Origin of the sequence: Hyphomonas sp., from assembly GCF_018402285.1 — a bacterium.
GTDB lineage: Bacteria > Pseudomonadota > Alphaproteobacteria > Caulobacterales > Hyphomonadaceae > Hyphomonas.
The window spans coordinates 1297319-1311282 of the sequence record NZ_JAGYJH010000003.1 but is presented as its reverse complement, the minus strand read 5'-3'; the positions used below and the strand labels follow the sequence as shown (position 1 = coordinate 1311282).

Sequence of the window (13964 nt, the reverse complement as noted above, 5' to 3'; positions counted from 1 at the left end):
CACATGAAACCGGACCTTTCGGGCTCCATCACGCGGTCGACCATCCGGTCGCCCCTGACGCCGCTCTTCCTGCTGACAGCCCTCGCCGTCGGATTGATCGCCCTGCTGACGATCCCTCGAGAGGAAGAGCCGCAGATTTCCGTGCCAATGGTGGACATCCTCGTCTCCGCCCCCGGCCTGAAGGCGCCCGACGCGGTCGAGCAGGTCACCAAGCCACTCGAAAGCATAATCATGGCCGTGCCGGATGTGGACCATGTCTACTCCCAGACGCGCGACGATGGCGCGATGGTCACGGCGCGTTTCGATGTCGGCACGGACGCTGACGACGCGATCCTTCGTATCCATGAAAAGATCCGGGCCAATCTCGACTCCATCCCCTATGACGTCCCGATGCCGCTGGTCGTCGGGCGCGGGATCAATGATGTCCCCATCGTGACCCTGACGCTCTCGCCGGACGAGACAACTGGCGATGTCTGGAATGACACGGCGCTTCGGATGCTGGCAGACGAACTGCGCAACGAACTCATGAAGGTCAAGGATGTCGGCATCACGGATGTGATCGGAGGGCGGCCGCTGGAACTTCGGGTAGAGCCCGACGTGCAGGCGCTGTCGGCGCAGGGTGTATCATTGCAGACACTTGTGCAGAGCGTCCAGAATGCGGCCGCGGCGATCCCGTCCGGTGTCGCGTATGAGGACGGCGGCGCCTTGCGGGTGCAGGCCGGGGACCGGATCAATGCCTTACACGAACTTGAACGCCTGCAGATACGCGGCGCCGGCGGCCGGGTCGTCTATCTGAGCGATGTGGCGAATGTGAAGGTTGCAGGCGCGGAAACGGATGCCCGCGTGTGGACGATGATCCACGGCGCGGATGGCCGCTTCAGCGCGGCCCCGGCCGTGACAGTGTCGCTGGCCAAACGGCCCGGAGCCAACGCCGTTCTGGTGGCTGAGGCCATCCTTCACAGGGTTGAGGCGCTGGAAGGCACCCTCATCCCGGAAGGCATCCATGTGGAAGTCACCCGCGACTATGGCGAGACGGCCAACCACAAGGCCAACGAGCTGCTGTTCCATCTTGGCCTCGCAACGGTTTCGATTGTGGTGCTGATTGCGTTCAGCATCGGTTGGCGCGAAGCGCTGGTAACGGCCATTGTGATCCCCACGACCATCCTGCTCACGCTCTTTGCCTCGCTGATGATGGGCTACACCATCAACCGGGTGAGCTTGTTCGCGCTGATCTTCTCCATTGGCATTCTCGTGGATGATGCCATCGTCATAATCGAAAACATCGCCCGCCACTGGGCGATGAAGGACGGGCGCACGCGTATCCAGGCCGCCATCGAGGCGGTTTCGGAAGTCGGAAACCCGACCATTATCGCAACATTGACCGTGATCGCGGCTTTGCTGCCAATGATGTTCGTGTCGGGACTGATGGGACCCTACATGGCGCCGATCCCGGCGAACGCCTCGGCAGCCATGCTGTTCTCCTTCTTTGTAGCGGTCGGCATTGCCCCTGGCTGATGATGAAGATTGCCGGGAAGGCGCCGCTGCACGGAGCTCATGACGGCGAGCACAGCGAAACACGGCTCAGCCGGTTTTACCGCTACGCTGCCGCGCCAGTTGTGGCGTCGAAGAAAAGCGCCTGGATTTTCCTCGGGCTTGTCGGGGCAGCGACGCTCCTGTCCTTGACGCTGTTTGCGACGCGGGCCGTGCCGGTGAAGCTGCTGCCGTTTGACAACAAGTCCGAAATCCAGGTGATCGTCGACCTGCCTGAAGGCGCGGCGCTGGAAGACACCGAACGCGCGCTGTTTGCGCTGGCCGATGCCATCGGCCCGGTTGAGGAAATCACAACGATCCAGGCCTATGCTGGCACCGCTGCGCCGTTCAATTTCAACGGCCTTGTGCGCCACTACTTCCTGCGGGCCAGCCCTGAGCTTGGCGATCTGCAGGTCAACCTGACGGCCAAGGAATACCGCAAAAGGGCGAGCCATGACATTGCCCTCGACCTGCGCGAGCGGCTGCTGGCCGTGCCCCTGCCCGAAGGGGCCCGTGTGAAGGTCGTTGAAGTTCCGCCGGGGCCGCCGGTGATCTCGACCCTGATGGCCGAGATATACGGACCCACACCTGAAGCGCGCCGCAAGACAGCGGCCATTATTGAACGCTTCTTCGAGGAAACCGATTTCATTGTCGATGTGGACAACTCCATCGGTGACCTGGCCCCGCGCCTCACTTTCGGGATCGACGAGCCGGCCGCCGCCGATGCTGGTGTCCTGGAACAGGATATTCTCACCGCCATCGCCATGGCGTTCGGCGGACAGACCGTGGGCGTCAGCCCGCGTGGAGAAGGCCGCGATCCCCTGAACATCCGGGTCTATCTTCCGCGGTCAGAGCGCAGCTGGACGCAGGAGATGGCAGCGATACCCGTGCCCCGGCGTCTTGCCGGGACAGACGCGACCCCGATTGAACTCGGCGAGCTTGTGGATGTGCGCAAGGAAGCAGGGTCGCCGACCATATTCCGCCGGGACGGGCATTTCGCCGACATGGTGATGGGTGAGCTTGCCGGGCGTTTCGAAGCGCCGATCTACGGCATGTTCGAGATTCAGGACCGGGTGAAAGCCTTCGACTGGGCCGCTGAAGGCCTGGAGATGCCTGCCGTGAGCCTCTACGGGCAACCAGCCGACGAGACGGGCACGACCCTGCTCTGGGACGGGGAATGGGAGGTGACCTATGTGACCTTCCGGGACATGGGGATGGCATTCGGCGTTGCGATCCTCGGGATCTACATCCTGGTGGTGGGCCAGTTTGGCACCTTCCGTGTCCCGCTGATCATCCTCACGCCTGTGCCGCTGACACTGATCGGCATCATGATCGGCCACTGGCTGTTTGGCGCGGCATTCACGGCCACCTCGATGATCGGCTTCATCGCGCTGGCGGGGATTATCGTGAGGAACTCCATCCTTCTGGTCGACTTTATCCGGCACACGACGGACGCGGAGAAACCGCTGAAGGAAGTGCTGCTGGAGGCCGGGGCAATCCGCTTCAAGCCGATCGTTCTGACGGCGCTGGCGGCCATGATCGGGGCAGCAGTGATCCTGACAGACCCGATTTTTCAGGGGCTCGCGATCTCGCTTCTGTTCGGGCTCGCCTCGTCTACAGCCCTGACAGTCTTGGTCATTCCGGCAATCTATATTGCCATTCGCGGTCCAGACTGGCGCCCAAACGCGCCAGAAAGTGGACCAAACCGGCCACTTTCGGATACGGAAGGACAGCCTGATGCCCCGCAGCAAGCCTGACAGGGATGACGCCCTAACCATTGTCTCGGCGCGCGTTCAGGAGGCGGCCGAGGTGATGAAGGCGATGGCGAGCGAGACCCGCCTGAAGATCATGTGCGCCCTGAGCGGGGGCGAACTGCCTGTGAACCAGCTGGCCGAATTGACCGGGCAGAGCCAGTCGGCGGTGTCCCAACACCTGGCCAAGCTGCGGGCAGCAGGGCTGGTCACCAGCCGGCGGGAAGGCCAGACTATCTTCTACCGCTGCCGCGCAGGCATCGCGCAGGAACTCATCGACACGCTGTGCGGGTTTTACGCCGAGCATTGACGGGCCGGGCCAATCGCTTTCACCATCGGGCATCTCATGTAGATTGTCCCCGATGTCTGACGCGCCGGCCCCCAGCCCTTTTTCCATTCCGCTCTTCAAGCGCATCTGGGTGGCAAACATCGCCTCGCAGTTTGGCGGGCTGATCCAGAGCGTCGGGGCGGCCTGGCTGATGGTGCAGCTGGGCGGGAGCGAGACCCAGATCGCGCTGGTGCAGGCCTCCGTCACCCTGCCGATCATGATCCTGTCGCTGCTCTCTGGCGCGATTGCCGACAACTATCCCCGGCGCACGGTCATGCTGGTGTCGCAGATCTACATGTTTGCCGTGTCGGCGATCCTCTGCGTGGTTGCGTTCATGGGCGGGCTTAGCCCCTGGCTGCTGCTGGCGTTCACCTTCCTGCTGGGCTGCGGAACGGCGCTGAACGCGCCCTCATGGCAGGCGACGGTGGGCGATATCGTGCCGCGCCAGACTTTGGCGGCCGCCGTGTCGATGAACAGCCTCGGTTTCAACATTGCACGCACGGCGGGCCCGGCGCTGGGCGGAGCCATCGTGGCGGCAGCGGGCGCGGCGGCTGCCTTTGCCGTCAATGTCGTGAGCTATCTGGGCATCATCTATGTGCTGGTGGCCTGGAAACCGGAAAAGCCTCTGAAGCCGGCTCTGAAAGAAGACCTGCGCACGGCCATCGGGGCGGGCGTGCGCTATGTGTCGATGTCCCCGCCCATCCGCCAGGTGATGGCGCGGGCCGCCCTGTTCGGCATTGCGGCCAGCGCGGCGCTCTCCCTTCTGCCGCTGGTGGCGCAGGAGCTCCTGGGCGGCGGTGCGATGACGTTCGGCATCCTGTCGGGCGCCTTCGGCATCGGCGCGGTGATCGGCGCGCTCTCCAACGCCCGCCTGCGCCGGCAGTTCACGGCCGAGAGCATCCTGCGGATGACGATCTCGATGATCATGGTTGGCGTCGTGATCGTGGCGCTGAGCCGCGCCCTGCCACTGACCGTCATCGGGCTCGTGATCTGCGGGTCCGGCTGGCTGCTGTCGATGGCGACGATGAATGTGACCGTGCAGATGGCAGCGCCGCGCTGGGTCGCCGGGCGGGCCCTGTCGCTTTACCAGATGGCCGTATTTGGGGCGATGGCGGTGGGGAGCTGGATTACCGGGCAGCTGGCGGAGAATTACGGCGTGACGCAGGCGCTTTTGACGATGGCGGCGCTGCAATCGGTGAGCCTGATTGCGGGCCTCTTCCTGCGCCTGCCGCAGGTGGAGGAGATGAACCTTGACCTGACCGGGCGCTGGCGCCAGCCGGACATGCAGGTGCCGGTCGAGCCACGTAGCGGGCCGGTGCATGTGTCAGTGAAGTATCGCATCCCGGAGGCGGGCATTCCGCGCTTCCTGGCTGCCATGAACGAGCGCCGCCGCATTCACCTGCGCGACGGGGCGCGGGCCTGGTCGCTGGTGCGCGATCTGGGCGACGCCGAAGTCTGGCTGGAACAGTACAGCTTTGCCCGCTGGCTGGATTACGTTCTGCACAATGAGCGACGCACGCACGCCGACGATGTCAGCATCAATATCGTCAAGTCCTTGCATCAGGGAAGCTGGCCGCCCGAAGTGCACCGGATGCTGGAGCGGCAGGTGACGAGCGTGACCCATGATCCTGCTCTCGTCTCGCCGACATCCAGCGATCCGACGCGCCCGCACTGATCCCTCAGCCTTTCCCCTCGGTCGGGTCTGGCCATGGCCGGAGCCGGTATGCTTTGACAGGCGCCGAACAGCCCCTTTTCCGAATGGAGACCAGACATGAAAGCCGCTGTCGCAGAGAGCCTTGAGTCCCTTGATAGCTATCGCCTGCAGGAGACCGATATGCCCGTCGCCGGGACGGGGCAGGTTCTCATCCGGGTGGCTGCCTGCGGGGTGGGCTATGTCGACTCGCTTGTGGCGCTCGGGCGGTATCAGGTGAAGCCGCCCCTGCCGCATACGCCGGGACAGGAAGTGGCCGGGATCGTCGAAGCGGTCGGAGAGGGCGTTGCCAATATTGCGCCCGGCGACCGGGTGATGACCATGACCACGAAGGGCTTTGCCCAATACGCCGTGGCGGCCGCGCCGATGGTGGTGAAGCTGCCCGATGCGCTGAGTTTCGCCGAGGGGGCGAGCCTGCCGCTGAACTATATCACGGCCATGCACGCGCTGAAGGATCGCGGCGCGGTGGCCGCAGGCGAGACCGTGCTGGTGTTCGGGGCCGCAGGCGGGGTCGGGTCCGCCAGCATTCAGGTGGCCAAGGCGCTCGGGGCAAGGGTGATCGCGGCAGCCTCCACCGAAGAGAAGCGCAACTTCGCGCTGGTCCACGGCGCAGATCTGGCGATTGATACGTCTGCGGACGGATGGCGCAACCGGCTCAAAGCACTCACCGATGGCAAGGGGCCGAACGTGGTCCTTGACCCTGTTTGCGGGCCCCTTTTTGAACCCGCCTTCCGCTCACTCGCCTGGCGCGGGCGTCATCTGGTGGTGGGCTTTGTCGGCGGACCGATCCCGGCCCTGCCCTCAAACCTGACCCTGATGAAGGGCGCCGCGCTTCTGGGCGTCGATGTGCGTCAGTATCTGCAATATGAAACCAGGCGCGCGATTGATGACTTTCATCAACTGGCCGGTTGGGCCAGTGAAGGAAAGGTCAAGCCTCCCATCGGCACGGTGTTCCCCTTTGACCAGTTCGGGGAGGCTATGGTCTCTGCCCTTTCGGGCAAAGGCACCGGCAAGGTGGTCCTCAGGATCGCGGAATTGTAAGCCCGCGCTGCCGCCCGGCAGGCCTGCCGATCTGGTTAATCATGTGTTGATCCGTGACCTGGAAATAACGAACTGAAACGAAACTGCCATTTTCCATTGTCGTGTAGGTATGTTCGCCGGGGCGGAAAACCAGTTAGTTTCAGGGCGAACAATGTACGGAATGGTTCATACGGCGGCGCGCAGCATGGTCATCGAGACCATGGGCGAAGAAGCCTGGTCGCGCGTTCTGGACCAGGCGAATCTGAATGGAGAGCATTTCATCAGCGGGCAGAATTACTCGGATGATGTGACCTTTGCCCTTGTCGGGGCGATTTCCCGGGTCTCCGGCATCGAGGCGTCTGAGCTTCTGAAAAGCTTTGGGCATTACTGGATCAAATACGCAGCCAATTCCTCCTATGGAGCGATGTTCCGCATCAGCGGGCTCGATCTCGTCACTTTCCTGACAAACCTGAACCGGATGCATGCCAGCATCCATTCCATAATGCCCGCTTCCCGCATGCCTTCCTTTGAAGTGCTCCATGCTGAGGACGCCCGCATCGACGTGCTCTACGGATCAGACCGCACGGGGCTCTTTCCTTTTGTGGAAGGTCTCATGTCTGGCCTGATGGAACACTTCGGCGAAACCGGCCATGTGACCCATGCGGCTACCGCGGAGGGCGACGTGTTTTCCCTGCATCGTGAGGCGTGCCAGATCTCACTTTCAGGAGCCGCCTAGTGGCCTTCAGCATTAGCGACGCGCATTTCGAGCGCCTGTTCCCCGCCTTCATCAAGCTGGATATTTCCGGCAGGATCCTTGCGACCGGGCCCTCCCTGACGCGCCTGCTCGGCCCTTGCCTTGCAGGGCGGAACTTCTTTGAAACCTTCCGTGTAGAAACCCCTCGCCGCGTCCAGTCAGCTGACAACCTGACCGACCAGCGCGAAGTGACCGTCATGATTCGGGCCGGGAAGACAGTCCTTCGCCTGCGCGGCATTGTCGTGCGCGACAGCGACAATATCTGCCTTCTGGTCGGCCATGTGCCCGATGTGAATGCCGAAGAAGAAGCCTTCATGCTTCAGATGTCGGACTTTTCTCCGGCAGACGGATCGCTGGATCTTCTGGTGGCCGCGCATCTGCGCAAGGGCTTGCTGCAGGACACCAAGGCGCTGGTCGAGGAGCTTCAGGAGAAATCTGCTGAAGCCGACGCGTTAGCGCATATGGACCCCCTCACAGGACTGACCAACCGGCGGGGATTTTTCCGCAGGCTGGAAGAACGCCTGACACTGGCCCGCTCACAGCACGGCGCCCTGACCGTCGGCGTGATCGATCTCGACGGCTTCAAGCCGGTCAACGACATTTTTGGCCATGCGGCAGGCGACCAGTTGCTCAGCCAGAGCGGCGCGCGGCTGCGCCAGCTGGCCGGTCCGCACGGCATTGTCGGCCGGCTCGGCGGGGACGAGTTCGGCATCATCCTGCCGGACATTGGCGATCAAACCGAAATCCTGAAACTCGGCCAGCAGATCTGTGACGCGTTCGCCGAGCCGTTTCATGTCCGCGAGGGCGTTGCCCGCATTGGCGCGTCGGTCGGCTTTGCCGCCTTTCCCGAGGCGGGCGACACCGCTGATACGCTGTTTGAACGTGCAGACTATGCGCTTTATCATTCCAAACAGCAGGAACGCGGCCGGCCGATGGTGTTCACCAGCCAGCATGAGCGCGAAATCCGGCAACAATCCTCCATCGAGCAGGGTCTGCGCGAAGCGCGCGACGAAGAATTCCATATTGTCTACCAGCCGATAATCCGCTCCGCCGACGGAACGGTGACCGGGATGGAAGCGCTTGCCCGCTGGACCTCGCCGCTGCTCGGACCCGTCCGGCCGGACATCTTCATCCGCGCGGCCGAGCAGAATGGCAGCGTGACGCGCCTGACGCGGATCCTACTGAAGAAGGCTTTGACTGACGCGCTGACCTGGCCGGAACATGTCCACCTCTCCTTCAATCTGTCGGCCATCGACCTCGCCTCGCCAGAGACGGCGTCGCGGCTGAAAGACATCATCCGGGAATCGGGGTTTGCACCTGAACGGTTGATGTTCGAGATCACCGAAACGGCGATCATGCAGGATTTCGAACGCGCGCTGGATTGCCTGGCGATGTTCACCGATATGGGCGTGCGCATTGCGCTCGATGATTTCGGAACGGGCTATTCCTCACTCGGCTACCTGCAGAAGATGCCGATCTCCAGGCTCAAGATCGACCGGTCGTTCACGCTCGGCCTGATGACACGCCGGGGCACACGGAGCATCATTCGATCAATTGTGGGATTGTGCAAAAGCCTCGCGATTGACTGCGTGGTCGAGGGCGTTTCCAATGGCAGGCAGGCAGAAATTCTGCGCGAAATGGGCGCGCCGCACATGCAGGGCTTCCACTTCTCACGCGCCATGACACAGACGCAGCTGATGCCCTACCTGCATCCGGAAATCGCCGCGCCCGCCCCTGCCGGGACCACAGAGGGCGCTATGCGCCTCAGCGCCTGATATCCGGCATCAGGCCGGTTGCCGTTTTCAGGAGGCCGGCATTGAAGGGCAGACGCAAATCCCTCGCGGCGCCCCTCGGCAAGGGCTATTCGGCCGCCACCAGATCAAACTCGCTGCGCCATTCTGCCATCAGCGCCCGGTTGTCGTGATCCCAGGGGTGGAAGCCCGGCTTGAACCAGCTGATCCAGATTTTCCAGCCGCGCGCGAAGAAGCCGGGCTTGTTCCAGAGGAAGGCCTTGACCGCTTTCTGCGCCGCTTCGGGCGTATAGCCGTCCGCTTCCAGCATCCAGCTGGAATAGGTGGCGATATTGCGGGTGAAGAAATAGCTGATCAGCGCCATGGAGATGCAGCGGCGCATGTAGCGCTTCACCGGCGACCAGTGCCTGGTGACTTCCATGAACACGTCATAGGTGACCGCCTTGTGCTCGGTCTCTTCCATCGCGTGCCAACGCCACAGGCGTTCCAGCGCCGGATCGGTCTTGCTGAACATGTCCTGGTGCAGCGCGCGCATGTCGGCGAGCATCGCGGTGAAGTGTTCCAGGCAGATGGTTGCGATCAGCATCCGCATCGGACCGGCAGAGCGCGAGAAAGCGATCCGTTCACGGATCATTCCCTCAATGCGCTCGACGGGATATTTCTCCCGGTCAATCACCTTGTTGAGCAAATGGTGTTCCCGCGAATGGATCGCTTCCTGGGCGATGAAATCCTTCACATCCTGGGCGACCTTGCCGCTGACCTGATCCTTGTAGGCGCGCACGGCGTCGATGAAGAGGCGCTCGCCGTCCGGGAAGGTCAGCGAGAGCGTGTTCATCACGGCCGTGGCAACCGGGTCGCCATCCATCCAGTAGCCCTTCTGGGCGCCGGACACATCAAAGCGGATGTCGCGCGGAATGATCGTTACATCTTCAGGCGTGTGTTTCATGGTCAACTCGCAAATGCGGCTTACAAGGATCGATGGGAGCCTTTAAGGCTCGTTGAAACACGAATATAGCCGTTACTGACAAAAATGTCGATAGAGAAAACGAAGATGCCGAGAATTCGCCGGTCCCCTGAAGCGTCGAGGGAAAACATCCTTATTGCGGCAGAAAGCCTGCTGGTCGAGCACGGGCCGCAATCCCTGCGCCTGGCGGATGTGGCCAAGGCGGCGGGCGTGGCAAACGCGACCGTGCTGCATCATTTCGGCACCATTGACGGCGTCCAGGCCGCGCTGATGGAAAAGATGATCGGCGAGCTCGTCAGCGGCCTTCTGGAGATGGACCTGCCTGCAGATCCCAAACAGGCGCGCAGCGTCGCGCTCACCCGCCTGTTTGATGCCTTTGAAAACAAGGGCGCTGCGCGCCTCGCCGCCTGGCTGGAGCTGACCGACGAATCCCGCCGCCTGCGGACGGTGCGCGAGGCGGTTCAGACAGTCATCCGCCAGAAGATCAATCCGGCCGACTTGTCGCAAGAGCAGCTTGAGGATTCGATCCTGATAAGCGTGATCCTGGCCCTTGGAGTGGGGCTCTTCGGCCCGACACTGGGCGAGCTCCTGGGCAAGCCGCCCGAGCGCGCGCGCCAGATTGCCGTGAAGCTGCTGGAAGCCGATTTCAGCCGGAGCTGAGGGCCCGGCCACCTTTGGGGCAGCCGGGCATAGCATATCTACGCATCAGTGTTTCTTGCGTCCGCTCGTCGGGATGTCCTTGAACGCCACATCCTTGTCGACGCGGATATCACCCGGCAGGCCGAGCACCCGCTCGCCGATGATGTTGCGCAGGATCTCGTCAGAGCCGCCCTCGATACGGGTGGCAGGTGAGCGCATCAGCATGGCCTGGAAACGGCCCTGCTGGGGGCTTTCCTCATTCCAAAGCACCCCGGACTCCCCCTGAAGGTCGAGCGCAAACATCGAAAGTTCCTGCATTGCAGCGCCGGCTACCAGCTTGCCGATGGAGTTTTCAGGTCCCGGCGTTTCGCCCTTCGAGAGGGCTGAAATGGCGCGCATGCCGGTGTATTTCAGGCCGCTCTGCTTGACCGCGAACTGGGCAAGCTTGGAGCGCACGCCAGAGTCGGCAACCGCAGGCTCGCCGTCGATCTCCGCTTCCATGCAGAAGCGGAAAAGCTCGGGGAAGCCGGTCGACATGCCAGACCCGATGGAGAGGCGCTCGTTCATCAGTGTGGTGAGCGAAACTTCCCAGCCCTGCCCTACCTCGCCGAGGCGCTGGGAATCCGGGATGCGGACATCGGTGAAATAGACTTCGTTGAAGCTCGACTGGCCATTGGCCTGCTTGATCGGGCGCACTTCAACGCCGGGGCTCTTCATGTCCAGGAAGAACATGGTGAGGCCCTTGTGCTTGGGTACATCCGGGTTGGTGCGCGTGATCAGGAGGCCCCAGTCAGAATACTGCGCGCCGCTGGTCCAGATTTTCTGGCCGTTGATGATCCAGTCGCCCGAGCCGTCATCTGCCTTCACCGCGCGCGTGCGCAGACCGGCAAGGTCAGAGCCGCTGGCGGGCTCTGAAAAGAGCTGGCACCAGACTGTTTCGCCGCTGGCCAGCGGGGGTAGCAGCGCGCGCTTGTGTTCTTCGCTGGCCCAAGACATCACGGTCGGGCCGCACATGCCATGGCCGATGGTGAATACGCCGGTAAGGGCCCCATACGGACCTTCTTCCTGGCCCCAGATCACGCGCTCGATCGGCGTGCGGGCGCCGCCGCCGTATTCCCTGGGCCAGTGAAGGCAGGCCCAGCCGGCTTCGGCCTTTTTCTTCTGCCAGGCTTTTCCGGCCGCAATGGGATCTTCACTGACGATCCCGTTCGAGCCGAAGCTTGCGCGTTTCAGTTCGTCTTCCAGATGCCTCGGCGCGTTGGCGTCGATCCAGGCGCGGACTTCGGCGCGGAAGGCGGCTTCTTCAGGTGTGTCTTTGAAATCCATGTTTCATTCCTCCCGTTACGCAGCCTGCTCGGCATTGCCTGCGCTCATGCGCTCGATCAGCTGACTCTCCCAGCTCGACAGCGAGCCCAGGGCAACGGCCAGCGCATTGGAGCGGCGATAGTAAAGATGGCAGTCAAACGCCCAGGTGAAACCCATGCCGCCATGCACCTGAATGTTGTTCCTGGCACAGTGCTGGAAGGCGGTGGTCGCCGAGACGCGGGCCGTGGCCGCCGCGACCGGAAACTCCGCCGCGCCAGAGTTCAGCGCCCAGGCGCCGTAATAGCAGTTGGACCGGGCAAGCGTGGCGGAGACATACATGTCTGCCAGCATATGCTTGATCGCCTGGAACGACCCGATGGGCCGCCCGAACGCCATGCGCTCGAGGGCATAATCCCGGGCAATCTCGAGCGATCGGTCCGCCCCGCCAACCTGCTCGAACGCCATCAGCACGGCTGCGCGATCCAGAACCTGCGTGGCAATGTGCCAGCCATCGCCGTCCGTACCCAGTAGCTCTGCCGGGGCGCCGTCAAAGGTGACGCGCGCCTGGCTGCGGGAGGGATCAATCGACTCCAGCGCCGCGCGCGAAACGCCCTTGGCGCCAGCTTCCACGAGATAGAGCGAGACCTGCCCCTTCTCGTTGGTTGCCGCCACGACCAGAACATCAGCCACATCGCCGTCAGCCACAGGCAACTTCGTGCCAGTGAGCTTGCCGCCTGAAACCGCCGCCTTGATCTTGGCGGGTGCCATCCGCCCCTGCCCTTCGGCAAAGGCAAACGCGCCGATGGCTTCCCCGGCGGCGAGTTTCGGCAGCCAGGTTTCCTTCTGCCTTTCCGAGCCCGCCAGCATCAGGAATTCAGCCGTGAGATAAATCGATGAGGACAAAGGCACCGGGGCCAGAACGCGGCCAAGTTCCTCCGCCACCACGCAAAGTTCCAGATGCGTCAGGCCAACCCCGCCATATTCTTCCGGGATCGCCGCGCCGAGCACGCCGAGTTCGGCAAGGCCCTGATAGAGCTTCTTGTCATAGCTTTCCGGGCCTTCCAGAATGGCGCGGACCGTTTCCGATGTGCAGTTTTCACTCAGAAACCGGCGCACCTGCTCGCGCAATTGTTTCTGCTCGTCCGAGAAATCCAGGTTCACGAAGGCCTCCAGTTTCAAACAGGCGCGCGCCCTGCCGGCCCACGCCCCACTCTCTATTGTCTTTATGTCGCGACTTTCAGAGCGCCCCTGCGGCAGGTCAAGCCATGCCGCAGAGACAGGTACCGCAGAGACAGGCGCCTTACGAATAATTGGGCTTTCGCTTCTCGAAGAAGGCAGCAATCCCCTCGGCAAAGTTGGGGTCTGTCGAGGTGAGTATCTGGTTGCGATCCTCGATCGCCATGGCCGCTTCCAGCCCGCCGGCATCAATCGCCTGGTTGAGCCCGTCCTTGGTCAGGCGCAGACCCAGCGGCGTGGCGTGCAGCATGTCTTCGGCAAAGGCATCAGCCTCCTTGTGCAGCTCCGTATGCGGCACGACCCGGTTGGCCAGGCCGATCTGCATGGCGCGCTCTGCGGTGATGAACCGCCCGGTCAGCATGTACTCGCTCGCCAGCGACATGCCGATCATGCGCGGCAGGAAATACGATACACCCATATCACAGGCCGACAGGCCGATGCGGATAAAGGCGGCGTTCATCCGCGCGTCCTCGCTCAGTATCCGGATGTCGGACGCCAGCGCCAGCGCAAAGCCCCCGCCCGCCGCCGAGCCCTGCACGATGGAAATGATGGGCTGCGGGCAGCGCCGCATGGCCACATAGATTTCCGCAATCGAGCGCTGGCCATCCAGTCCCTGCTCGGGCGTTCGGCGCTTGCCGCCCTCCTGGCGCCCGGCGGACTCCTTAAGATCAAGCCCCGCGCAGAAGGCACGGCCCGCTCCTTCCAGCATCACCACCCGGACCGACCGGTCATAATACAGAGCCTGGAACACCTCCCGCAGCTCGCGCACCATCTGGGTGTTGAGCGCATTGAGCGCCTCAGGCCGGTTCATGGTGATGCGCAGCACGCCGCCCGCCTGCTCCAGGAGCAGCGCCTGATAATCCGTTGCCATATGTGTTTCCTCCCGCTGTGCCCGGCCTTGGCTTGTGTCAGCCCTGATCCAAGCCCCGCCGCGCATCCCCGTCCAGCCCGAACGCCGGGTAAGCCCGCCAGGCT

General features: G+C 62.9%; 10 protein-coding genes and 1 pseudogene. 7 read left to right on the top strand and 4 right to left on the bottom strand.

Going from position 1 to position 13964, the window contains the following annotated elements; translation table 11 throughout:
* Nucleotides 1–3: 3 nt before the first annotated feature.
* The 6 genes and pseudogenes from KG722_RS15445 to KG722_RS08955 all read left to right on the top strand — a co-directional run bounded on the left by KG722_RS15445 (nucleotide 4) and on the right by KG722_RS08955 (nucleotide 8869).
* A pseudogene (locus KG722_RS15445) lies at nucleotides 4–3287 on the top strand (efflux RND transporter permease subunit).
* Nucleotides 3268–3591, top strand: coding sequence for a metalloregulator ArsR/SmtB family transcription factor (locus KG722_RS08975; RefSeq protein WP_213271386.1), 324 nt, complete (start codon nucleotides 3268–3270; stop codon nucleotides 3589–3591). Before KG722_RS15445 ends, KG722_RS08975 begins: the two are co-directional and overlap by 20 nt.
* A gap of 52 nt (nucleotides 3592–3643) precedes the next feature.
* A complete protein-coding gene (locus tag KG722_RS08970) occupies nucleotides 3644–5284 on the top strand; it encodes an MFS transporter (protein WP_213271385.1) in 1641 nt (546 codons plus the stop codon).
* A 96-nt stretch (nucleotides 5285–5380) separates the two neighbouring features.
* Nucleotides 5381–6361, top strand: a complete 981-nt coding sequence (locus tag KG722_RS08965; RefSeq protein ID WP_213271384.1) for an NADPH:quinone oxidoreductase family protein — start codon at nucleotides 5381–5383, stop codon at nucleotides 6359–6361.
* A 151-nt stretch (nucleotides 6362–6512) separates the two neighbouring features.
* On the top strand, nucleotides 6513–7076 hold the full coding sequence (locus KG722_RS08960) for a heme NO-binding domain-containing protein (protein WP_213271383.1): 564 nt from the start codon (nucleotides 6513–6515) through the stop codon (nucleotides 7074–7076).
* Complete coding sequence (locus KG722_RS08955; RefSeq protein ID WP_213271382.1) at nucleotides 7076–8869, top strand: EAL domain-containing protein; 1794 nt, start codon at nucleotides 7076–7078, stop codon at nucleotides 8867–8869. Before KG722_RS08960 ends, KG722_RS08955 begins: the two co-directional genes overlap by 1 nt.
* 85 nt (nucleotides 8870–8954) lie before the next feature.
* Here KG722_RS08955 and KG722_RS08950 read toward each other — a convergent pair whose 3' ends face one another.
* On the bottom strand, nucleotides 8955–9791 hold the full coding sequence (locus KG722_RS08950) for a metal-dependent hydrolase (RefSeq protein ID WP_213271381.1): 837 nt from the start codon (nucleotides 9789–9791) through the stop codon (nucleotides 8955–8957).
* A 105-nt stretch (nucleotides 9792–9896) separates the two neighbouring features.
* Between KG722_RS08950 and KG722_RS08945 the strand changes: the two genes are divergently transcribed.
* Complete coding sequence (locus tag KG722_RS08945; RefSeq protein ID WP_300998332.1) at nucleotides 9897–10469, top strand: TetR/AcrR family transcriptional regulator; 573 nt, start codon at nucleotides 9897–9899, stop codon at nucleotides 10467–10469.
* 45 nt (nucleotides 10470–10514) lie between these two features.
* On the opposite strand, the gene KG722_RS08940 is transcribed toward KG722_RS08945, so the two are convergent.
* The 3 genes from KG722_RS08940 to KG722_RS08930 form a co-directional block, all read right to left on the bottom strand.
* Nucleotides 10515–11774 (bottom strand): acyl-CoA dehydrogenase, encoded by a 1260-nt coding sequence (locus KG722_RS08940; RefSeq protein ID WP_213271379.1) that lies wholly within the window; start codon nucleotides 11772–11774, stop codon nucleotides 10515–10517.
* Between the two features lie 15 nt (nucleotides 11775–11789).
* Complete coding sequence (locus KG722_RS08935) at nucleotides 11790–12914, bottom strand: acyl-CoA dehydrogenase family protein (RefSeq protein ID WP_213271378.1); 1125 nt, start codon at nucleotides 12912–12914, stop codon at nucleotides 11790–11792.
* 139 nt (nucleotides 12915–13053) lie between these two features.
* The gene (locus tag KG722_RS08930; RefSeq protein WP_213271377.1) at nucleotides 13054–13860 is read right to left on the bottom strand and encodes an enoyl-CoA hydratase/isomerase family protein; all 807 of its coding nucleotides are present in this window, start codon (nucleotides 13858–13860) and stop codon (nucleotides 13054–13056) included.
* Between the last annotated feature and the right edge of the window lie 104 nt (nucleotides 13861–13964).